The organism is Streptomyces sp. NPDC046870 (assembly GCF_040704595.1).
GTDB classification, from domain to species: Bacteria; Actinomycetota; Actinomycetes; order Streptomycetales; family Streptomycetaceae; genus Streptomyces; species Streptomyces argyrophylli.
Genome location: NZ_JBEYXM010000002.1, coordinates 68,203 through 90,400, shown reverse-complemented (window position 1 = coordinate 90,400; position 22,198 = coordinate 68,203). Strand labels below are relative to the sequence as shown.

Annotated in this window: 21 protein-coding genes; 20 read left to right on the top strand and 1 reads right to left on the bottom strand. The window is 69.9% G+C overall.

The window, feature by feature from the left end; all coding sequences use genetic code 11:
• The first annotated feature begins 196 nt into the window (after nt 1–196).
• From thrB to AB0946_RS04770, 20 genes are all read left to right on the top strand, one after another.
• On the top strand, nt 197–1,114 hold the full coding sequence (thrB, locus tag AB0946_RS04865) for a homoserine kinase (protein WP_366759206.1): 918 nt from the start codon (nt 197–199) through the stop codon (nt 1,112–1,114).
• 403 nt (nt 1,115–1,517) lie between these two features.
• Nucleotides 1,518–3,533, top strand: a complete 2,016-nt coding sequence (gene rho / locus AB0946_RS04860; RefSeq protein ID WP_366759205.1) for a transcription termination factor Rho — start codon at nt 1,518–1,520, stop codon at nt 3,531–3,533.
• 342 nt (nt 3,534–3,875) lie between these two features.
• The gene (locus tag AB0946_RS04855) at nt 3,876–5,036 is read left to right on the top strand and encodes an LCP family protein (protein ID WP_366759204.1); all 1,161 of its coding nucleotides are present in this window, start codon (nt 3,876–3,878) and stop codon (nt 5,034–5,036) included.
• A gap of 123 nt (nt 5,037–5,159) precedes the next feature.
• Nucleotides 5,160–5,384, top strand: a complete 225-nt coding sequence (gene rpmE, locus AB0946_RS04850; RefSeq protein ID WP_014675000.1) for a 50S ribosomal protein L31 — start codon at nt 5,160–5,162, stop codon at nt 5,382–5,384.
• Nucleotides 5,385–5,489: 105 nt separating this feature from the next.
• Nucleotides 5,490–6,557, top strand: a complete 1,068-nt coding sequence (gene prfA, locus AB0946_RS04845; RefSeq protein ID WP_366759203.1) for a peptide chain release factor 1 — start codon at nt 5,490–5,492, stop codon at nt 6,555–6,557.
• A gap of 45 nt (nt 6,558–6,602) precedes the next feature.
• The gene (prmC, locus tag AB0946_RS04840; RefSeq protein ID WP_030992246.1) at nt 6,603–7,448 is read left to right on the top strand and encodes a peptide chain release factor N(5)-glutamine methyltransferase; all 846 of its coding nucleotides are present in this window, start codon (nt 6,603–6,605) and stop codon (nt 7,446–7,448) included.
• Nucleotides 7,449–7,500: 52 nt separating this feature from the next.
• A complete protein-coding gene (locus AB0946_RS04835; RefSeq protein WP_132788657.1) occupies nt 7,501–8,148 on the top strand; it encodes an L-threonylcarbamoyladenylate synthase in 648 nt (215 codons plus the stop codon).
• Nucleotides 8,145–8,822, top strand: a complete 678-nt coding sequence (locus tag AB0946_RS04830) for a protein-tyrosine-phosphatase (protein ID WP_366751878.1) — start codon at nt 8,145–8,147, stop codon at nt 8,820–8,822. The genes AB0946_RS04835 and AB0946_RS04830 overlap by 4 nt, the downstream gene beginning before the upstream one ends.
• 87 nt (nt 8,823–8,909) lie before the next feature.
• Nucleotides 8,910–10,148, top strand: coding sequence for a serine hydroxymethyltransferase (gene glyA / locus AB0946_RS04825; protein ID WP_366759202.1), 1,239 nt, complete (start codon nt 8,910–8,912; stop codon nt 10,146–10,148).
• A gap of 128 nt (nt 10,149–10,276) precedes the next feature.
• The gene (locus AB0946_RS04820) at nt 10,277–11,602 is read left to right on the top strand and encodes an MraY family glycosyltransferase (protein ID WP_366759201.1); all 1,326 of its coding nucleotides are present in this window, start codon (nt 10,277–10,279) and stop codon (nt 11,600–11,602) included.
• A gap of 301 nt (nt 11,603–11,903) precedes the next feature.
• A complete protein-coding gene (locus AB0946_RS04815; protein WP_030656103.1) occupies nt 11,904–12,341 on the top strand; it encodes a hypothetical protein in 438 nt (145 codons plus the stop codon).
• Nucleotides 12,342–12,614: 273 nt separating this feature from the next.
• The gene (gene atpB / locus AB0946_RS04810; protein WP_366759804.1) at nt 12,615–13,385 is read left to right on the top strand and encodes a F0F1 ATP synthase subunit A; all 771 of its coding nucleotides are present in this window, start codon (nt 12,615–12,617) and stop codon (nt 13,383–13,385) included.
• Between the two features lie 76 nt (nt 13,386–13,461).
• Nucleotides 13,462–13,701, top strand: coding sequence for an ATP synthase F0 subunit C (atpE, locus tag AB0946_RS04805; RefSeq protein ID WP_030656107.1), 240 nt, complete (start codon nt 13,462–13,464; stop codon nt 13,699–13,701).
• Between the two features lie 39 nt (nt 13,702–13,740).
• Nucleotides 13,741–14,292, top strand: a complete 552-nt coding sequence (locus AB0946_RS04800; RefSeq protein WP_171152796.1) for a F0F1 ATP synthase subunit B — start codon at nt 13,741–13,743, stop codon at nt 14,290–14,292.
• Entirely contained in the window at nt 14,289–15,104 is an 816-nt protein-coding gene (locus AB0946_RS04795) for a F0F1 ATP synthase subunit delta (RefSeq protein WP_366759200.1), read from the top strand. Before AB0946_RS04800 ends, AB0946_RS04795 begins: the two co-directional genes overlap by 4 nt.
• A gap of 132 nt (nt 15,105–15,236) precedes the next feature.
• Nucleotides 15,237–16,829: a F0F1 ATP synthase subunit alpha gene (gene atpA, locus AB0946_RS04790; protein WP_171152792.1), complete on the top strand. Its 1,593-nt coding sequence runs from the start codon at nt 15,237–15,239 to the stop codon at nt 16,827–16,829.
• Nucleotides 16,830–16,850: 21 nt separating this feature from the next.
• Nucleotides 16,851–17,768, top strand: coding sequence for a F0F1 ATP synthase subunit gamma (locus AB0946_RS04785; protein ID WP_366759199.1), 918 nt, complete (start codon nt 16,851–16,853; stop codon nt 17,766–17,768).
• The gene (gene atpD, locus AB0946_RS04780) at nt 17,769–19,205 is read left to right on the top strand and encodes a F0F1 ATP synthase subunit beta (RefSeq protein ID WP_030656116.1); all 1,437 of its coding nucleotides are present in this window, start codon (nt 17,769–17,771) and stop codon (nt 19,203–19,205) included.
• Between the two features lie 119 nt (nt 19,206–19,324).
• Nucleotides 19,325–19,699 (top strand): F0F1 ATP synthase subunit epsilon, encoded by a 375-nt coding sequence (locus tag AB0946_RS04775; protein WP_014675015.1) that lies wholly within the window; start codon nt 19,325–19,327, stop codon nt 19,697–19,699.
• A 151-nt stretch (nt 19,700–19,850) separates the two neighbouring features.
• Nucleotides 19,851–20,297: a DUF2550 domain-containing protein gene (locus AB0946_RS04770; protein WP_366759198.1), complete on the top strand. Its 447-nt coding sequence runs from the start codon at nt 19,851–19,853 to the stop codon at nt 20,295–20,297.
• 67 nt (nt 20,298–20,364) lie between these two features.
• Here AB0946_RS04770 and AB0946_RS04765 read toward each other — a convergent pair whose 3' ends face one another.
• A complete protein-coding gene (locus tag AB0946_RS04765; RefSeq protein ID WP_366759197.1) occupies nt 20,365–22,185 on the bottom strand; it encodes a glycoside hydrolase family 18 chitinase in 1,821 nt (606 codons plus the stop codon).
• Between the last annotated feature and the right edge of the window lie 13 nt (nt 22,186–22,198).

Here is a 22,198-nt window from a genome sequence, read left to right as displayed (position 1 = left end):
CTTGCGACACGCATCGTGCGCCTCCTGTGCGCCCTATGTCGCCACAGAACCTTCCTTCGATAGGCTGTACTGAACCCCGCCCGTGGCACATGCCCCCCGCACACGGGCGACGCCGCGCCCGCCGTGCGGCCCGAGGGTCTCCCGTACGTATCGAATGTCTTCGACAGTCACGCAGCTCAAGGAGAGTCAACGAGCGATGGCCGGTCCAGCGTTCCGCGCCGCCGCCGTCCGGGTGCGCGTTCCCGCCACCAGCGCCAACCTCGGTCCGGGCTTCGACGCCCTGGGCCTCGCGCTGGGGCTGTACGACGACGTGGTCGTCCGGGTGGCCGACTCCGGGCTGCACATCGACATCGCGGGCGAGGGCAGCGAGACCCTGCCGCGGGACGAGAGCCATCTCCTCGTCCGTTCCCTGCGCACCGCCTTCGACCTGCTGGGCGGGCAGCCCCGGGGCCTGGAGATCGTCTGCGCCAACCGCATCCCGCACGGCCGGGGCCTCGGCTCCTCCTCGGCCGCCATCTGCGCCGGCATCGTCGCCGCCCGCGCGGTGACGATAGGCGGCGAGGCCCGCCTGGACGACACCGCGCTGCTGGAGCTGGCCACCGAGATCGAGGGCCACCCGGACAACGTGGCCGCCTGTCTGCTCGGCGGCTTCACCCTGTCCTGGATGGAGGCCGGCGCCGCCCGGGCCATCAGGATGGAGCCGCACGATTCCATCGTTCCGGTGGTTTTCGTGCCCGGTAAGCCGGTCCTGACCGAGACCGCGCGCGGTCTGCTCCCGCGCTCCGTGCCGCACGTCGACGCCGCCGCCAACGCGGGCCGCGCCGCCCTGCTCGTCGAGGCCCTGACCAGGCGCCCCGAGCTGCTGCTGCCCGCCACCGAGGACCGTCTGCACCAGGAGTACCGCGCCCCGGCCATGCCGGAGAGCGCCGCGCTGGTGGAGCGGCTGCGGGCCGACGGCGTCCCGGCCGTGATCTCGGGCGCCGGGCCCACCGTCCTGGCGCTCGCCGACGGCGACAGCGCGGACAAGGTGTCCCACCTCGCTGGTGAGGGATGGGCCGCCAACCGGCTGGACCTGGACGTCCAGGGAGCGAGCGTGCTGCCGCTTGCGACCTGACACACGGTTGCCGGATTTGGAGAGGGGGAATGTTTGTTGGATCCGGTAGTGTTAACCTCAAGTCTGCACCCGACCCCACCATGGCGAGGTGCCTCGTGTCCCCGTCCGGGACAGACATTCTTCCGGGAGCCTCCCGCGCCACTCCGTGTTCCTTGCGTCGTGCCTGGGCAGTACGTCGTACGCGAGCACTGAGCGGGCCGCCGGGCACGCCTCGGAATCGGTGCTACCACGCCACGTGACACTGGGTGCCACGACTCGCGGAAGCGCCATCACCGCACATTTCTTCCGCCGCTTTGGCGGACCACCGCCCCGGCACGGTTCACAGAAGACAGGACCGTAGCCGGACAGCACAACCGGTCGCCGAGCCAGACAGGCCGACGTCCGCTCCAGGGAAGGACCCTTCGTGAGCGACACCACCGATCTGATGGGCGCACGTGTCGAGGAGACCGCTGCCGCGCCCGCCACGGACGCCTCCGCGCCTGCCACCGGTGCCGGCTCCCGGCGGCGCCGCGGTACCGGCCTCGAGGGCATGGTGCTGGCCGAGTTGCAGCAGGTCGCCTCGGGCCTCGGGATCAGGGGCACCGCGCGGATGCGCAAGAGCCAGCTGATCGAGGTCATCAAGGAGGCGCAGGCCGCCGGGGGTGCCCCCGCCGCCGCCAAGGCCGACACCGCCACCGAGACCAAGCCGAAGCGCCGGGCCACCTCCAAGGCCCGCACCGGCGAGGAGGCCGAGAAGAAGGCGGAGGCCCGGACCGAGGCCCCCGCCGAGAAGGCCGTGGCCCAGCAGCAGATCGAGATCCCCGGCCAGCCGGCGTCCGACGACGCCCCGGCCGAGCGCCGTCGCCGCCGCGCCACCGCCGAGGCGGGCAGCCCGGCCGCGGGCGGCGCCGAGACCGTCGCCGCCGAGGCCAAGGGCGAGTCCAGGACCGAGGCGCCCGCGCAGCAGCAGTCGCAGCAGGGCGAGGCCAGGGGCGACGCCGACGGCGAGGGCCGTGGCCGCCGGGACCGCCGCGAGCGCGGCCGGGACCGTGACCGCCGCAACAAGGGCGACGACCAGCAGGGCCAGGGCGGCGGCCGCCAGGACCGGCAGGACCGCCAGGACCGCCAGGACCGGCAGCAGCAGGGCCAGCAGCAGGGCGGCGGCCGTCAGGACCGCAACACCGGTCCGCAGGACGACGACGACTTCGAGGGCGGCCGGCGCGGCCGGCGCGGCCGCTACCGCGACCGCCGGGGCCGCCGTGGCCGCGACGAGATCGCCGAGCCGCAGGTCACCGAGGACGACGTCCTGATCCCGGTCGCGGGCATCCTGGACATCCTCGACAACTACGCCTTCATCCGGACCTCCGGCTACCTGCCCGGCCCGAACGACGTGTACGTCTCCCTCGCCCAGGTCCGCAAGAACGGCCTGCGCAAGGGTGACCACGTCACCGGTGCCGTCCGCCAGCCGAAGGAGGGCGAGCGCCGCGAGAAGTTCAACGCGCTGGTCCGCCTGGACTCCGTCAACGGCATGGCGCCCGAACACGGCCGTGGCCGCCCGGAGTTCAACAAGCTGACCCCGCTCTACCCGCAGGACCGGCTCCGTCTGGAGACCGACCCGGGCGTGCTCACCACCCGCATCATCGACCTGGTCTCGCCGATCGGCAAGGGCCAGCGCGGTCTGATCGTGGCCCCGCCGAAGACCGGTAAGACCATGATCATGCAGGCGATCGCCAACGCGATCACGCACAACAACCCCGAGTGCCACCTGATGGTCGTCCTCGTCGACGAGCGTCCGGAAGAGGTCACCGACATGCAGCGGTCGGTCAAGGGCGAGGTCATCTCCTCGACCTTCGACCGTCCGGCCGAGGACCACACGACCGTCGCCGAGCTGGCCATCGAGCGGGCCAAGCGCCTGGTCGAGCTGGGCCACGACGTGGTCGTGCTGCTCGACTCGATCACGCGTCTGGGCCGCGCCTACAACCTGGCCGCGCCCGCCTCCGGCCGCATCCTGTCCGGTGGTGTCGACTCGACCGCGCTGTACCCGCCGAAGCGGTTCTTCGGCGCGGCGCGCAACATCGAGGACGGCGGCTCGCTGACCATCCTGGCCACGGCCCTCGTGGACACCGGGTCCCGCATGGACGAGGTGATCTTCGAGGAGTTCAAGGGCACCGGCAACATGGAGCTCAAGCTCGACCGGAAGCTCGCCGACAAGCGCATCTTCCCGGCGGTGGACGTGGACGCGTCCGGCACCCGCAAGGAGGAGATCCTGCTCGGCAACGAGGAGCTGGCCGTCGTCTGGAAGCTCCGCCGCGTCCTGCACGCGCTGGACCAGCAGCAGGCGATCGAGCTGCTCCTCGACAAGATGAAGCAGACGAAGTCGAACGTCGAGTTCCTGATGCAGATCCAGAAGACGACTCCGGCGCCCGGCAACGGCGACTGACGGTCCCGCCGACGGCTCGTCCTTGAGGAAGCCCGCCCCCGTCCACAGCGACGGGGGCGGGCTTTCGGCATGAGGGCCGCATGCGAGATCTCTGCCACAGGGGGCACGGTGGGCGCCGGCTCCGGGGCGTGCGGTCACGGGCGCCGAATCCGCAGGTGAGCGCCGTGCCCCCGCAGCGGGTGATCACGCAGCGTGCCCGTCGCCGTACCCGGTGGGCACTGCGCGTCGTGCAACCCTGTTCCGGGTTTCCCCGTCTGACCAGGCGGAGCGACGATGGAGCGGTGACGACCGCGCCTGACCCTGACCGCAGGGGGTAACCGAACGACGAGACCTAGGAGCGACGTGGCCGCCGAGAGTACGCCTCAGCCCGCCATACCCGAGCCGGGCACGGCCTCGCGCCGCCCGGGCAAGGGCCGCCGCCGCAAGGCGCCCAGCACGGGGCGCAAGGCCCTGCACGCGGCCGCCTGGACGGCGGCCGGTGTGGTGGTGCTGGGCGGGTCCGGCGCGGGCTACCTGTACTTCAAGCTCAACGGCAACCTGCACAGCGTCGACATCAACCAGGCCCTCGGCACCGACCGGCCCTCGAAGGCCGACAACGGCTCCGAGAACATCCTGGTCCTGGGCTCGGACACCCGTTCCGGCACGAACAGGAAGCTCGGCGGCGGCACCGACGACGGCAGCGCCCGCTCCGACACGGCGATGATCGTCCACGTGTACCGGGGCCACCAGCGCGCCAGTGTGGTCTCCATCCCCCGGGACACCCTGGTGGACCGCCCCCGGTGCACCGACACCAAGGGCACCGCCCACCCCGCCGCGTCCGGCGTGATGTTCAACGAGGCGTACTCCACCGGCGGCGCGGCCTGCGCGGTCAAGACCGTCGAGTCCCTCACCGGCATCCGCATGGACCACTACCTGGAGGTCGACTTCCAGGGCTTCCAGAAGCTCATCGACGACCTCGGCGGGGTCCGGGTCACCACCACCAAGGACATCGACGACCGGCAGAGCCACCTGAGGCTCCGGGCCGGCACCCACACCCTGAACGGCGAGCAGGCGCTCGGCCTGGTCCGCACCCGGCACGGCGTGGGCGACGGCTCCGACCTGGGCCGCATCCAGCTCCAGCAGGCGTTCGTCAAGGCCCTGATCGACCAGGTCAAGCACGTCGGCGTCCTCACGAACCCGAAGAAGCTCTACGACCTCGCCGACACCGCCACCAAGGCCGTCACCACGGACTCCGACCTCGGCTCGGTCAACTCCCTGATCGACTTCGCCGGCGGCCTGAAGGGCATCGGCTCGTCCCACATGAAGATGGTGACGCTGCCGGTCCGGTACGACCCGGCCGACCCCAACCGCGTCCTCGTCGCCAAGACCAAGGCCCACCTGGTGTGGAACGCCCTGAAGAACGACAGGCCGATCCCGGAGTCGGCCACGCGGGGCACGGCCACGGGCGAGGCCGACGGCGTCGTGAGCGCCGGCCAGGGAACCGAAAACCGCGAGCCGGAATAGAACACCCGCACCCCCGGTTTTGGGGGATGGCCCCAGTCCTGGCAGACTGGTACGTCGGCTCCGGTTCACGCCTCCGCATCCCGCGGCAGCGACCCGGCGCCCTCCCGGAACCTAGGAGACACCTTGAAGCGCGACATCCACCCCGCGTACGTCGAGACGCAGGTCAGCTGCACCTGCGGCGCGTCGTTCACCACCCGCAGCACCATCGAGTCCGGCACCATCCGGGCCGAGGTCTGCTCCGAGTGCCACCCGTTCTACACGGGCAAGCAGAAGATCCTCGACACCGGTGGCCGTGTGGCCCGCTTCGAGGCCCGCTTCGGCAAGGCTGCCGCCGGCTCCAAGAAGTAGCGAGCCCCATTTCGCCGGTCCACGGTCACGCCCTCACGGGGGTGTGCCCGGGACCGGCGTTTTTGGTCGCCCGCCCTTCCCTTCACCGCAGTACAGGAGCCCAAGATGTTCGAGGCCGTCGAGGAACTCGTCGCCGAGCACGCCGACCTGGAGAAGAAGCTCGCCGATCCGTCGGTCCACGCCGACCAGGCGAACGCGCGCAAGCTGAACAAGCGCTACGCCGAGCTGACCCCGATCGTCGCCACGTACCGCTCCTGGAAGCAGAACGGCGACGACATCGAGACCGCGCGCGAGCTGGCCGCCGACGACCCCGACTTCGCCGCCGAGGTCAAGGATCTGGAGAAGCAGCGCGAGGAGCTGACCGAGAAGCTGCGCCTGCTGCTCGTCCCGCGCGACCCCAGTGACGACAAGGACGTCATCCTGGAGATCAAGGCGGGCGCCGGCGGCGACGAGTCGGCGCTGTTCGCGGGCGACCTGCTGCGCATGTACCTGCGCTACGCCGAGCGCGTCGGCTGGAAGACGGAGATCATCGACGCCACCGAGTCCGAGCTGGGCGGCTACAAGGACGTCCAGGTCGCGGTGAAGGCCCGCGGGCAGATCGAGCCCGGCCAGGGCGTGTGGGCCCGGATGAAGTACGAGGGCGGGGTGCACCGCGTGCAGCGGGTCCCGGCCACCGAGTCCCAGGGCCGTATCCACACCTCCGCCGCCGGTGTCCTCGTGACCCCCGAGGCCGAGGAGGTGGACGTGGAGATCAACCCCAACGACCTGCGCATCGACGTCTACCGGTCCTCCGGGCCGGGCGGCCAGTCCGTCAACACCACCGACTCCGCCGTGCGCATCACGCACATCCCGACCGGAGTCGTCGCCTCCTGCCAGAACGAGAAGAGCCAGTTGCAGAACAAGGAGCAGGCGATGCGTATCCTGCGCTCCAGGCTGCTCGCCATGGCGCAGGAGGAGGCGGAGAGGGAGGCCGCCGACGCCCGCCGCAGCCAGGTCCGCACCGTCGACCGCTCCGAGAAGATCCGCACCTACAACTTCCCGGAGAACCGCATCTCGGACCACCGCGTCGGCTTCAAGGCGTACAACCTGGACCAGGTCCTGGACGGCGACCTCGACGCCGTCATCCAGGCCTGTGTCGACGCCGACTCGGCGGCGAAGCTCGCCGCCGCCTGAGAGCCGTACGCACGCACGAGCACGAGTACGACACGGAGGACTCGCGTGAACCTGCTGCTCGCGGAGGTGGCCCAGGCCACCCAGCGGCTGGCCGACGCCGGCGTGCCCTCGCCGCGCACCGACGCGGAGGAGCTGGCCGCGTTCGTGCACGGCGTGAAGCGCGGCGAACTGCACTCCGTGAAGGACGCCGACTTCGACGCCCGGTACTGGGAGGTCATCGCCCGGCGCGAGCAGCGCGAGCCGCTCCAGCACATCACCGGGCGGGCCTACTTCCGGTACCTGGAGCTCCAGGTCGGGCCGGGGGTGTTCGTGCCCCGGCCGGAGACCGAGTCGGTGGTCGGCTGGGCCATAGACGCCGTGCGTGCCATGGACGTGGTCGAGCCCTGCATCGTCGACCTGTGCACCGGCTCCGGCGCCATCGCGCTCGCCCTCGCCCAGGAGGTCCCGCGTTCACGCGTGCACGCCGTGGAGCTGTCCGAGGACGCCCTGGTGTGGACCCGCAAGAACGTGGCCGGCTCCCGCGTCGACCTGCGCCAGGGCGACGCGCTGACCGCCTTCCCCGACCTCGACGGCCAGGTCGACCTGGTCATCTCCAACCCGCCGTACATCCCGCTCACCGAGTGGGAGTACGTCGCCCCGGAGGCCCGCGACTACGACCCGGAGATGGCGCTGTTCTCCGGCGAGGACGGCCTGGACCTCATCCGGGGCATCGAACGCACCGCGCACCGGCTGCTGCGCCCGGGCGGCGTCGTCGTGATCGAGCACGCCGACACCCAGGGCGGCCAGGTGCCGTGGATCTTCACCGAGGAGCGGGGCTGGGCCGACGCGGCCGATCACCCCGACCTCAACAACCGCCCGCGGTTCGCCACCGCCCGCAAGGCGCTGCCGTGAGCACCCCCCAGTTCTCAACCCCGCAGTACGTGTACGAGGAGGCCAGCTAGACATGGCACGGCGATACGACACCAACGACGCGACCGACCGTGTGACGGGTCTGCGCGAGGCCGCGTCCGCCGTCCGCCGGGGCGAGCTGGTGGTCCTGCCGACCGACACGGTGTACGGCATCGGCGCCGACGCGTTCTCCTCGGAGGCCGTCGCCGACCTGCTCGCCGCCAAGGGCCGGGGCCGCAACATGCCCACCCCCGTCCTCATCGGCTCCCCGAACACCCTCCACGGCCTCGTCACGGACTTCTCCGAGCTGGCCTGGGAACTGGTCGACGCGTTCTGGCCGGGCGCCCTGACGCTGGTCGCCAAGCACCAGCCGTCCCTCCAGTGGGACCTCGGCGACACCCGCGGCACGGTCGCCGTCCGCATGCCGCTGCACCCGGTCGCCATCGAACTGCTCACCGAGGTGGGGCCGATGGCCGTCTCCTCGGCGAACCTCACCGGCCACCCCGCGCCGGAGAACTGCGACGCCGCGCAGGAGATGCTCGGCGACTCCGTCTCCGTCTACCTCGACGGCGGCCCCACCCCGGGCAACGTGCCGTCGTCCATCGTGGACGTCTCCCGCGAGGTGCCGGTGCTGCTGCGGGCGGGCGCGCTCTCCGCGGAGGAGCTGCGCAAGGTCGTACCCGACCTTGAGGTGGCGAATTGACGGCCCCTGAAGCGGGGCGTGGCATAGGCGGCGGGGGCTACAGCGCGGAGGAGACGACCACGTTCGGGTTCCCCCGCGACACCTTCCGCATCCTCCACGTCAGCACCGGCAACGTGTGCCGCTCGCCCATCACCGAGCGGCTGACCCGCCACTTCGTCGCGGAGCGGCTCGGCGTACTCGGTGGCGGGCTGATCGTGGAGAGCGCCGGCACCTGGGGCCACGAGGGCGCGCCCATGGAGTCGCACGCGGAGACCGTGCTGGCCGAGTTCGGGGCGGACGCCTCCGGCTTCGTCGGCCGGGAGCTGCTGGACGAGCACGTGATCAGGGCGGACCTGGTGCTGACCGCCACCCGCGACCACCGGGCCCAGGTCATCTCCATGGGCCATTCGGCGGGCCTGCGCACCTTCACCCTGAAGGAGTTCACCCGCCTGGTCCGGGCGATAGATCCGGCCACCCTGCCGCCCCTGGAGGACGGCGTGGTCATGCGGGCCCGGGCGCTGGTGCGCGCGGCGGCGGCACTGCGCGGCTGGCTGCTGGCCCCGACCGCCGAGGCCGACGAGGTGTACGACCCCTACGGCGCCCCGCTCACCTTCTTCCGTTCGATCGGCGACGAGATACGGGACGCCCTGGACCCGGTGGTGACGGCGCTGACCGGAGTACCGGCGCGGACGTAGGACGCCCGGCCGCGACACCGGGCGTCCCGCACCTGCGCGGCCTACATTGGGGATACGTCACCGCCGACCGCCCCCCGGGAGCCCGCCATGTCGGTCACCCATTCCCTCGAGACCGACGCCCTGCGCCGGCAGGACCCGGCCATGGCCGAGATCCTCCTGGCCGAGCTGGAGAGGCAGTCGACCACGCTCCAGCTGATCGCGGCCGAGAACTTCTGCTCGCCGGCCGTGCTCGCCGCCCTCGGCTCCGCGCTCGCCAACAAGTACGCCGAGGGCTATCCCGGCGCCCGGCACCACGGCGGCTGCGAGCTCGTCGACGTCGCCGAACGCGCGGCCATCGACCGGGCCAAGGCCCTGTTCGGCGCCGAGCACGCCAACGTCCAGTCCCACTCCGGCTCCTCGGCCGTCCTGGCCGCCTACGCGGCCCTGCTGCGCCCCGGCGACACCGTCCTCGCCCTCGGCCTGCCCTACGGCGGCCACCTCACCCACGGCTCGCCCGCGAACTTCTCGGGCCGCTGGTTCGACTTCGTCGGCTACGGCGTCGACGCCGAGACCGGGCTGATCGACCACGACCAGGTGCGCCACCTCGCCCGCAACCACCGGCCCAAGGCGATCGTGTGCGGCTCCATCGCCTACCCCCGGCACCTGGACTACGCCTTCTTCCGCGAGGTCGCCGACGAGGTCGGGGCGTATCTGATCGCCGACGCGGCGCATCCGATCGGCCTGGTCGCCGGGGGAGCGGCGCCGAACCCGGTGCCGTACGCGGACATCGTGTGCGCGACCACCCACAAGGTGCTGCGCGGCCCGCGCGGAGGGATGATCCTGTGCGGCGCCGAGCTGGCCGAGCGCGTGGACCGGGCCGTCTTCCCCTTCACCCAGAGCGGCGCCCAGATGCACACCATCGCCGCCAAGGCCGTCGCGTTCGGCGAGGCGGCGACCCCGGAGTTCGCCGTGTACGCCCACCAGGTGGTCGCCAACGCGCGCGTGCTGGCCGGTCATCTGGCCGCGGAGGGCCTGGCCGTCACCACCGGCGGCACGGACACCCACCTCATCACCGCCGACACCGCCCCGCTCGGGGTGGACGGCCGTACCGCGCGCGGCCGGCTGCTGGCGGCGGGCCTGGTGCTGGACTGCTGCGCGCTGCCGCACGGCGACGGCCGCGGGCTGCGCCTGGGCACGGCCGCGGTGACCACCCAGGGCATGGGCGAGCCGGAGATGGTGCGGATCGCGGCGCTGCTGGCGGCCGTGCTGCGCGGCGAGACGGAGCCGGTCGCGGCGCGGGAGGAGGCCCGCGCGCTCACCGGCCGGTTTCCGCCGTATCCCCGCTGAACCGGGGTGGCCGGCGGGGGTGCACAGCCACTCGTGCAACCATCGTCGCTACCCGGAAGTCCTCATCCATATGCGTCCGTCGCTAGGGTGTGGGGCTGTGATGGCCAGCGAGACCTGTGGGGAAGCCCGTGCGTGAATACCTGCTGACGCTCTGCATCACGGCTGCGGTGACGTACCTCCTGACCGGACCGGTACGGAAGTTCGCGATCGTGGCCGGGGCGATGCCGGAGATCCGTGCCCGGGACGTGCACCGGGAACCCACTCCGCGTCTCGGCGGTATCGCGATGTTCTTCGGGCTGTGCGCGGGGCTGCTGGTCGCCGACCACCTGACCAACCTCAACGAGGTCTTCGCGAAGTCCAACGAGCCGCGGGCGCTGCTCTCCGGTGCGGCCCTGATCTGGCTGATCGGTGTCCTGGACGACAAGTTCGAGATCGACGCGCTGATCAAGCTGGGCGGTCAGATGATCGCCGCGGGTGTGATGGTCATGCAGGGTCTGACGATCCTGTGGCTGCCCGTCCCGGGCGTCGGCAACGTGGCGCTGACCCAGTGGCAGGGCACGCTGCTGACGGTCGCGCTGGTGGTCATCACGATCAACGCGGTGAACTTCGTGGACGGCCTGGACGGCCTCGCGGCCGGCATGGTGTGCATCGCGGCGGGCGCGTTCTTCCTGTACGCCTACCGGATCTGGTACTCGTACGGCATCGAGGCCGCCGCGCCCGGCACGCTGTTCGCGGCCATCCTGATGGGCATGTGCCTGGGCTTCCTGCCGCACAACATGCACCCCGCGCGGATCTTCATGGGCGACTCGGGGTCGATGCTCATCGGCCTGGTGCTGTCGGCCGGCGCGATCTCGATCACCGGCCAGGTGGACCCGGACGCGCTGAACCTGTACGCGGGCTCGGAGAAGGCGGCGGTCCACCAGACGGTCCCGGTGTACATCCCGCTGCTGCTGCCGCTGACGATCATCGCCGTACCGGCCGCCGACCTGGTGCTGGCGATCGTGCGCCGTACCTGGCGCGGCCAGTCGCCGTTCGCCGCCGACCGCGGCCATCTGCACCACCGGCTGCTGGAGATCGGCCACTCGCACAGCCGCGCCGTGCTGATCATGTACTTCTGGTCGGCGCTGATCGGCTTCGGGGCGTTGGCGTATTCGGTGAACTCGGCGTCGATGTGGATCGTGCTGGGCGTGGTGTTCCTGAGCGCGGTCGGTCTGGTCCTGCTGCTGCTCCCGCGCTTCACCCCGCGCGTGCCGGTGTGGGCCCAGCGGTTCGTGCCGCCGCGGTACCGCAGGCGGCGCCGCTCTCCGGAGACCGGCGCGGCGGCCCAGGCCGCCGGCGCCGCGCAGGCGGAGGCTTCGGGCGGCGAGGAGCGGACCCCGGTCACGGCCGGTGTCTCGGGTGTCAACGGGGCGACCGCGCTCGGCGGCAGGTCACGATTCCTCGATCGCCGTTGACGCGCAAGGTAAGAATCTGACTAGAGCATTGCCATCTCGTGGGGGAGCAAAGTCCCCTAATACCAGACAAGTGGGCGTGGTTTTTGCACAGACGCGCGCTGTCACTCTCATGTGTGACAGCCAGCACACCCACCAGGTAAAGACCTCATCAAATAGTTTGTGATACGGTTCACGAGAACCCCGGATAGAACCGAAGGACCCGAGTGCGACGGTCCATTGGTGTGAGGTCTCGATCACTCAGCCCGGGACTACGCTCGTCCATGACGACACCCTGCCCCCTGTGAAAAGCGGAGTTGCCGCCATGCCGTCCAATGACGTCCGGAACCTTGCGCAGATCGCTGTGCCCACAGCGGCTGCCGGCGTGATCGCCGTCGCCGTGAGCGCCGCGGTCGCGGGGGGCAAGGGCGCGCTCGGCGCGGTCGTCGGCACGGTGCTGGCCATCCTGTTCATGGGACTCGGCCTCTACGTGCTGCAGTGGACGGCAAAAACGCTCCCGCAGCTCTTCCAGGCGATGGGGCTGCTGCTCTACGTCGCCCAGCTGCTGCTCCTCCTGATCTTCGTCGCCGTCTTCAAGGACACCTCCCTCTTCAACGCGAAGACGTTCGCCGTGTCGCTCGTCGTCGCGACCGTCGTGTGGATGGCCGCGCAGGCACGCGCACACATGAAGGCCAAGATCTTCTACATCGACCCGGACTCCGCGAAGAGTGAGAAGCCCGAGAAGACAGGGCCGAAGCCGTGAGGGGTAGGGGCGGGATAAAGGCTTGTGAGATCTCCTGCTATCGTCCGGTGCCAACTGCGGCATCGCGGGCGCGGGCATCCGAGCTGACGCCTGCTCGATCGCGAGGCTCGATGCCCCCCAGCCGCCCCCACATCCTTAACACCAGTCCGGTGCCGATCCGCGGCCGTGCGCCGCGCCGACACAACGAGGTTGCCGAACCCATGCGTCACGCCGAAGGAGCCCGCGGTGAGTGCTGACCAGACCCAGCTCGCCTTCGACTGGAGTTGTCGGATCATGTCCGACAACGGGTGTGGCTTCCCGGCTCCGGGCCTGCACTCCTTCCTCTTCAAGCCGCTCGCCACGGTGGGGGGCGTCGAGTTCAACAAGGTGATGCTGCTCGCGCTCGTCACCACGCTGCTGGTCGTCCTGTTCTTCTCGGCCGCCTTCGGCAAGGCCAAGGTCGTCCCGGGCAAGCTCCAGATGATCGGCGAGGCCGGCTACGACTTCGTCCGCCGCGGCATCGTGTACGAGACCCTCGGCAAGCGCGAGGGCGAGAAGTGGGTGCCGTTCATGGTCTCCCTCTTCTTCTTCATCTGGATCATGAACATCTGGTCCGTGATCCCGCTGGCCCAGTTCCCGGTCTCGTCGGTCTTCGCCTTCCCGGTCGTCCTGGCCGCGCTCGTGTGGATCCTCTGGGTCGGCCTGACCTTCAAGCGCCACGGCTTCGTCGGCTTCTTCAAGAACGTCACGGGCTATGACAAGTCCCTGGGCCCGGTCCTTCCGCTGGTCATGGTCATCGAGTTCCTCTCGAACCTGATCGTCCGCCCGTTCACGCACGCGGTGCGACTCTTCGCCAACATGTTCGCCGGTCACCTGATGCTGGTGATGTTCACCGTCGCCTCCTGGTACCTGCTGAACAGCTGGCTGATCCCGGCCGCCGGTGTCTCCTTCGTGATGACCATGGCCATGATCTGCTTCGAGCTCTTCGTGCAGGCCGTCCAGGCGTACGTCTTCGTACTGCTGGCCTGCTCCTACATTCAGGGCGCTCTCGCCGAGCACCACTGAGCCGAACCACCCGCCCCAACCCCAGTCGTCCGGTGGCCAACCCCCACCGGTCCGTAAAAGAGAAGGAAGAAACGGCATGTCCGCTGCCATCGACCTCGCCGCCGGCGTCTCCGGTTCCCTCGGTTCCATCGGCTACGGCCTCGCGGCCATCGGCCCCGGCATCGGCGTCGGCATCATCTTCGGTAACGGCACCCAGGCCCTGGCCCGCCAGCCCGAGGCCGCGGGTCTGATCCGCGCCAACCAGATCCTGGGCTTCGCCTTCTGTGAGGCGCTCGCCCTCATCGGCATCGTTATGCCGTTCGTGTTCGGTAAGTAATCACCCCTTACCTGACACGAATCGACGAAAGGCACTGATGTGATCGCCAACCTGGCACAGCTGGCGGCCGAGGAGACGGAGCAGAACCCGCTCGTCCCGGCTGGTCCTGAGCTGCTCGTCGGCACCATCGCCTTCGCCATCGTGTTCTTCTTCTTCTGGAAGAAGCTGCTTCCGAACATCAACAAGGTTCTGGAGGAGCGTCGCGCGGCGATCGAAGGCGGCATCGAAGAGGCCGACGCCATGAAGGTCGAGGCCCAGAGCGTCCTTGAGCAGTACAAGGCCCAGCTCGCCGAGGCCCGGCACGAGGCCGCGCGCCTGCGCCAGGAGGCGCAGGAGCAGGGTGCCGCGCTCATCGCCGAGATGCGGGCCGAGGGCCAGCGGCAGCGCGAGGAGATCGTCGCCGCCGGCCACGCCCAGATCGACGCCGACCGCAAGGCCGCCGCGTCCGCGCTGCGTCAGGACGTCGGCAAGCTCGCCACCGAACTGGCCGGCAAGCTCGTCGGCGAGTCCCTCGAGGACCACGCCCGCCAGAGCCGTGTGATCGACCGCTTCCTCGACGAGCTTGAGGAGAAGGCCGAGGCCACGCGATGAACGGAGCGAGCCGCGAGGCCCTGGCAGCCGCACGTGAGCGTCTCGACGCGCTGACGGACTCCACGTCCGTCGACGCCGCGAAGCTCGCGGACGAGCTGGCGGCCGTCACTGCGCTGCTCGACCGCGAGGCCGGCCTGCGCCGGGTCCTCACCGACCCGGCGCAGCCCGGGGAGGCGAAGGCGCAGCTGGTCCAGCGCCTGATCGGCGGCCAGGTCAGCGGCACCGCCGCCGACCTGGTGTCCGGACTGGCCCGGTCCCGCTGGTCGCAGCCGCGCGACCTGGTGGACGCGCTGGAGGAGCTGGCGAACATCGCCGACCTCACGGCCGCGGAGAAGACGGGCACCCTCGACGACGTCGAGGACGAGCTGTTCCGGTTCGGCCGGATCGTCTCCTCCAGCACCGAGCTGCGCGCCGCGCTCACCGACCGTGCCGCCGGCACCTCGGCCAAGACCGAGCTGCTGCACCGGCTGCTGGGCGGGCGGGCCAAGCCGGCCACCGAGCGGCTGGTGACGCGCCTCGCGACCGCGCCGCGTGGACGTAGCCTGGAGACGGGACTGGAGTCCCTGTCCAAGCTGGCCGCCGAGCGCCGGAACCGCATGGTCGCCGTCGTCACCTCCGCGGTGCCGCTGAGCGACGGGCAGCGTGAGCGCCTCGGCGCCGCTCTGACCAAGCTCTACGGGCGCCGGATGCACCTCAACCTCGACGTCGACCCCGAGGTCGTCGGCGGGATCCGGGTGCAGGTCGGTGACGAGGTCATCAACGGCTCCATCGCGGACCGGCTGGACGAGGCCGCCCGCCGCATGGCGAGCTAGCAGCAACTCGATATTCCGAGAACAGCAGTACGTACTTACGGCCCTGGTTGGGCCGTGCAGAGGATTCCTGGGGGTCGCCCCCAGACCCCCAAAGTGAAACTTCGGGCCCAACAAGGAGAGCAGGGAACCCAGATGGCGGAGCTCACGATCCGGCCGGAGGAGATCCGGGACGCGCTGGAGAACTTCGTCCAGTCGTACAAGCCGGACGCGGCCTCGCGCGAGGAGGTCGGTACGGTCACCCTTGCCGGCGACGGCATCGCGAAGGTCGAGGGCCTGCCCTCGGCCATGGCCAACGAACTGCTGAAGTTCGAGGACGGCACCCTCGGCCTCGCGCTGAACCTGGAAGAGCGCGAGATCGGTGCCATCGTCCTCGGTGAGTTCAGCGGCATCGAGGAGGGTCAGCCGGTCACGCGCACCGGCGAGGTCCTCTCCGTGGCGGTCGGCGAGGGCTACCTCGGCCGTGTCGTCGACCCGCTCGGCAACCCGATCGACGGCCTCGGCGAGATCGACACCGACGGCCGCCGCGCCCTCGAGCTGCAGGCCCCCACGGTCATGCAGCGCAAGTCGGTGCACGAGCCGATGGAGACGGGCTACAAGGCCGTCGACGCGATGACCCCGATCGGCCGTGGTCAGCGTCAGCTGATCATCGGCGACCGCCAGACCGGCAAGACCGCCCTGGCCGTCGACACGATCATCAACCAGCGCGACAACTGGCGCTCGGGCGACCCGAAGAAGCAGGTCCGCTGCATCTACGTCGCCATCGGCCAGAAGGGCTCCACCATCGCCGGCGTGCGCCGCGCGCTGGAGGAGAACGGCGCGCTGGAGTACACGACCATCGTCGCCGCCCCGGCGTCCGACCCGGCCGGCTTCAAGTACCTGGCGCCGTACACCGGTTCGGCCATCGGCCAGCACTGGATGTACCAGGGCAAGCACGTCCTGATCATCTTCGACGACCTGTCGAAGCAGGCCGACGCCTACCGCGCCGTGTCGCTGCTGCTGCGCCGCCCGCCGGGCCGTGAGGCCTACCCGGGTGACGTCTTCTACCTGCACTCCCGTCTGCTGGAGCGCTGCGCCAAGCTCTCCGACGACATGGGTGCCGGTTCGATGACCGGTCTGCCGATCGTCGAGACCAAGGCCAACGACGTCTCGGCGTTCATCCCGACCAACGTCATCTCCATCACCGACGGCCAGTGCTTCCTGGAGTCGGACCTGTTCAACGCCGGTCAGCGTCCCGCGCTGAACGTCGGTATCTCCGTCTCCCGAGTCGGTGGTTCCGCGCAGCACAAGGCGATGCGCCAGGTCTCCGGCCGCCTCCGTGTGGACCTCGCCCAGTTCCGTGAGCTGGAGGCGTTCGCCGCCTTCGGTTCCGACCTGGACGCGGCCTCGAAGGCCCAGCTGGAGCGCGGTCAGCGCATGGTCGAGCTGCTGAAGCAGGACCAGTACCAGCCGATGGCCACCGAGGACCAGGTCGTCTCCGTCTGGGCCGGCACCAACGGCCGCATGGACGACGTGCCGGTCGCCGACATCCGCCGCTTCGAGAAGGAGCTGCTGGACTTCCTGCACCGGAAGCACCAGGGCCTGCTCACCTCCATCCGCGAGGGCGCCAAGATGTCGGACGACACGATCCAGGCGATCGACGACGCCGTGGCGGAGTTCAAGAAGCAGTTCGAGACGAGCGACGGCAAGCTGCTCGGCGAGGACGTTCCTGCCGCTGCCGCCAAGTGACGTAAGGAAGGGACCTGACTCATGGGAGCCCAGCTCCGGGTCTACAAGCGTCGCATCCGATCCGTCAGCGCGACCAAGAAGATCACCAAGGCGATGGAGATGATCGCCGCCTCGCGCGTCGTCAAGGCGCAGCGCAAGGTGGCGGCCTCCACGCCGTACGCGCAGGAGCTCACGCGCGCCGTCACGGCGGTCGGTACGGGTTCGAACACCAGGCACCCGCTCACCACGGAGGCGGAGAACCCGAGCCGTGCCGCGGTCCTGCTCCTCACGAGCGACCGCGGTCTGGCCGGCGCCTTCAACTCCAACGCCATCAAGGCGGCGGAGCAGCTGACCGAGCGCCTGGAGCGCGAGGGCAAGCAGGTCGACACGTACATCGTCGGCCGGCGCGGTGTGGCGCACTACAACTTCCGTGAGCGCAAGATCGCGGAGTCGTGGAGCGGCTTCACCGACGAGCCGACGTACGCGGACGCCAAGAAGGTGGCGGCGCCGCTGATCGAGGCCATCGAGAAGGAGACGGCCGAGGGTGGCGTGGACGAACTCCACATCGTCTTCACCGAGTTCGTCTCGATGATGACGCAGACGGCGCTCGACGCCCGGCTGCTGCCGCTGCGCCTCGAAGAGGTCGCGGAGGAGGCTCACCCCAAGGGCGAGATCCTCCCGCTGTACGACTTCGAGCCCTCGGCGGAGGACGTCCTCGACGCCCTGCTGCCGCGCTACGTGGAGAGCCGCATCTACAACGCGCTGCTCCAGTCGGCCGCTTCGAAGCACGCCGCCACGCGGCGCGCGATGAAGTCGGCCACCGACAACGCGGGCGAGCTGATCAACACGCTCTCCCGTCTTGCCAACGCGGCCCGCCAGGCCGAAATCACCCAGGAAATCAGCGAGATCGTCGGTGGCGCGAGCGCCCTGGCCGACGCGACCGCGGGGAGTGACCGATAAATGACCACCACTGTTGAGACCGCGACGGCTACGGGCCGCGTCGCCCGGGTCATCGGCCCGGTCGTCGACGTGGAGTTCCCCGTCGACGCGATGCCGGACATCTACAACGCCCTCCACGTCGAGGTCGCCGACCCGGCCAACGCGGGCGAGAAGAAGACGCTGACCCTGGAGGTCGCCCAGCACCTGGGTGACGGCCTGGTCCGCACCATCTCCATGCAGCCGACCGACGGTCTGGTCCGCCAGGCCCCGGTCGTCGACACCGGCGACGGCATCACCGTCCCGGTCGGCGACTTCACCAAGGGCAAGGTGTTCAACACCCTCGGTGAGGTGCTCAACGTCGACGAGCAGTACGAGGGCGAGCGCTGGTCCATCCACCGCAAGGCCCCGAACTTCGACGAGCTCGAGTCGAAGACCGAGATGTTCGAGACCGGCGTCAAGGTCATCGACCTGCTGACCCCGTACGTCAAGGGCGGCAAGATCGGTCTGTTCGGCGGCGCCGGCGTCGGCAAGACGGTGCTCATCCAGGAGATGATCTACCGTGTCGCCAACAACCACGACGGTGTCTCCGTGTTCGCCGGTGTCGGTGAGCGCACCCGTGAGGGCAACGACCTGATCGAGGAGATGTCCGACTCGGGCGTCATCGACAAGACCGCGCTGGTCTTCGGCCAGATGGACGAGCCCCCGGGCACCCGTCTGCGCGTCGCGCTGGCCGGCCTCACCATGGCCGAGTACTTCCGTGACGTCCAGAAGCAGGACGTGCTGTTCTTCATCGACAACATCTTCCGCTTCACGCAGGCCGGTTCCGAGGTCTCCACGCTGCTCGGCCGTATGCCGTCCGCGGTGGGTTACCAGCCGAACCTGGCCGACGAGATGGGTCTCCTCCAGGAGCGCATCACCTCGACCCGCGGTCACTCGATCACCTCGATGCAGGCGATCTACGTCCCCGCCGACGACCTGACCGACCCGGCCCCGGCCACCACCTTCGCCCACCTCGACGCGACGACGGTTCTGTCCCGTCCGATCTCCGAGAAGGGCATCTACCCGGCCGTGGACCCGCTGGACTCCACGTCCCGGATCCTGGACCCGCGCTACATCACGCAGGACCACTACAACGCGGCCATGCGCGTGAAGACGATCCTGCAGAAGTACAAGGACCTCCAGGACATCATCGCGATCCTCGGTATCGACGAGCTCGGCGAGGAGGACAAGCTCGTCGTCCACCGTGCCCGTCGTGTGGAGCGCTTCCTGTCCCAGAACACCCACGTCGCCAAGCAGTTCACCGGCGTGGACGGCTCGGACGTGCCGCTCGACGAGTCGATCGCCGCGTTCAACGCGATCTGCGACGGCGAGTACGACCACTTCCCCGAGCAGGCGTTCTTCATGTGCGGTGGTCTTGAGGACCTCAAGAAGAACGCGAAGGAGCTGGGCGTCTCCTGACGTCAGGCACGTGCCTGAGTCGTGAGGGGGCGGGGTGCGTCCCGCCCCCTCACGCACGCCCACTAGAATTGACCCCAACACCCGGCGCCCCTGCCGGGTGGTGACCCGAGGAGCCACCCTTGGCTGCTGAGCTGCACGTCGAGCTGGTCGCCGCCGACCGCCAGGTCTGGTCCGGCGAGGCCACCCTGGTCGTCGCGCGCACCACGTCCGGCGACATCGGCGTCATGCCCGGTCACCAGCCGCTGCTCGGTGTGCTGGAGTCGGGCCCGGTGACCATCCGTACGAGTGAAGGCGGGACGGTCGTCGCCGCGGTGCACGGCGGTTTCATCTCGTTCGCGGACAACAAGCTGTCCCTGCTGGCCGAGATCGCCGAGCTGTCGGACGAGATCGATGTCCAGCGCACGGAGCGGGAACTGGAGCGTGCGAAGGCGGAGGGCGACGCCGTCGCCGAGCGCCGCGCGGACGTCCGACTGCGCGCTGCGACGGCGCGCTGATCCAGCCGCGCTGTACGTTGACGTCACTCAGCCGCGGCCGGCCCGGAGCAATCCGGTGCCGGTCGCGGCTGAGGCAGATGTGGGTGTTTTTTCCGTTTCATTACTCAGTCGTAGAAGCAGTTCTACCTAGGAGACGAGGAGGTCGGTGCCGATGGTCCTCGCTCTGACTGTGTGCGGGATCGTGGTCGCACTCGTGGTGGTGGGACTGTTCCTGTTCGGGCTGCGCCGCAGGCTCATCCAGCGTTCCGGCGGGACCTTCGACTGTTCGCTGCGCTGGGACCTGCCCGAGAAACCGGACACGGGCGGCAAGGGCTGGTCCTACGGCGTCGCCCGCTACAACGGCGACCGGATCGAGTGGTACCGGGTCTTCTCCTACGCCCCCCGCCCCCGCCGCGTCCTGGAGCGCGGGCAGATCGAGGTGGCCGGCCGCCGGCTGCCCGAGGGCGAGGAGGAACTGGCGCTGCTGTCCGACGCGGTGGTGCTGGCCTGCGTGCACCGGGGCACGCGGCTGGAACTCGCCATGAGCGAGGACGCGCTGACCGGATTCCTCGCGTGGCTTGAGGCGGCCCCACCTGGACAGAGGGTGAACGTGGCGTAGCCACGTTCACCCTCTGGGTGGGGGTCCCCCGGACGAGGTCCGGGGGAGCGTCGATGCCGCTCAGGCGTTACAGGTTGCTGCTGATCGCGTTCACCAGTTCACCGTTGCTGGTGTCACCGCTGAACTCCCAGAAGAACGCGCCGCCGAGGCCCTGGTTCTTGGCCCACGCCATCTTGGAGGCGATGGTGGCGGGGGTGTCGTACGACCACCAGTTGCTGCCGCAGTGCGCGTAGGCGGTGCCGGCGACGGTGCCGGTGGCCGGGCAGGACGTCTTGAGGACCTTGTAGTCCTCGATGCCCTGCTCGTAGGTGCCGGTCGCCGGGCCGGTGGCCGTGCCGCCCGGGGCGTCCTGGGTGACGCCGGTCCAGCCGCGGCCGTAGAAGCCGATGCCGATGAGCAGCTTCTTCGCGGGCACGCCGATCGCCTTGAACTTGGCCATCGCGTCGGCGGTGGTGAAGCCCGCCTTCGGGATGCCGTCGTACGAGGTGAGCGGGGAGTGCGGGGCGGTCGGGCCCTTGGCGTCCCAGGCGCCGAAGAAGTCGTACGTCATCACGTTGTACCAGTCGACGTACTGGGCGGCGCCCGCGTAGTCCGCGGCCTCGATCTTTCCGCCGGCCGAGCCGTCGGCGGTGGTGGCCGCGGTGACCAGGTTGTTCGAGCCGAACTTGGCGCGCAGCGCGGACATCACGTTCTTGAAGGCGGCGGCCCCGCTGGTGTCACAGGTCAGACCGCAGGCGTTCGGGTACTCCCAGTCGATGTCGATGCCGTCGAAGACGTCGGCCCAGCGCGGGTCCTCGACCAGGTCGTAGCAGGACTGGGCGAAGGCGGCCGGGTTCTTGGCCGCGTCCGCGAACCCGCCGGACCAGGTCCAGCCGCCGAAGGACCACAGCACCTTGATGTTGGGGTACTTGGCCTTCAGTTGGCGCAGCTGGTTGAAGTTGCCGCGCAGCGGCTGGTCCCAGGTGTCGGCGACGCCGCTGACCGACTGGTCGGCGGTGAAGGCCTTGTCGTAGTCGGCGTAGGAGTCGCCGATCGCGCACTTGCCGCCGGTGACGTTGCCGAAGGCGTAGTTGATGTGCGTGATCTTGGCTGCGGAGCCGGACGTCACCAGGTTCTTGACGTTGTAGTTGCGGCCGTAGATGCCCCACTCGGTGAAGTAGCCGAGCTTGACCTTGTCACCGGTGGGCGGGGGAGTGGTGCCGCCGCCGGTGGTGTGCACCTTGACCGCGCCGCTGACCGGGCCGGTCTGGTCGGCGGTGTCACGGGCCTGCACGGTGTAGGAGTAGTCGGTGCCGGCGGTCAGGCCCGTGTCGGTGTACGACGTGGTGGTGACCGTGGCGACCTTGGAGCCGTCGCGCAGGACGTCGTAGTTCTTGACGCCCTTGTCGTCGGTCGCCGCGCTCCAGCCGAGCTTCACCGAGGTGTCGGTGACCGAGGAGGCGGTCGGGGTGCCGGGGGCGGAGGGCGCCGCGTCGCCGGGTACCGTCGTGCCGTCGCAACTGTCGCCGTTCAGCTTGCAGTTGGACGGGGAGCCGGAGCCCGCGCCGTTGAAGCCGAAGGAGACGGAGGCGCCCGGGGCGAGGGTGCCGTTGTAGGACTTGTTCTTCGCGGTCCAGTGGGTGCCGGAGCCCGTGACGTCCGCGTCCCAGGCGGAGGTGACGGACGTGCCGGAGGGGAAGTCCCACTCGACGGTCCAGGAACTGATGCTGCTGGTGCCGGTGTTCTTGATGGTCCACTGGCCACCGAAGCCGGTGCCCCAGTCGCTCGTCTTGGTGAAGCTGGCCGTCGCGTTCGTCGCCGCCTGGGCGGGGCTGGCGAGTCCGACCAGGCCGGCCAGGGGGAGCAACAGGGTCGCGAACCCTGCCGCGGCTCTGGTTCTGAAGCGCATGCTGCGCCTCCCT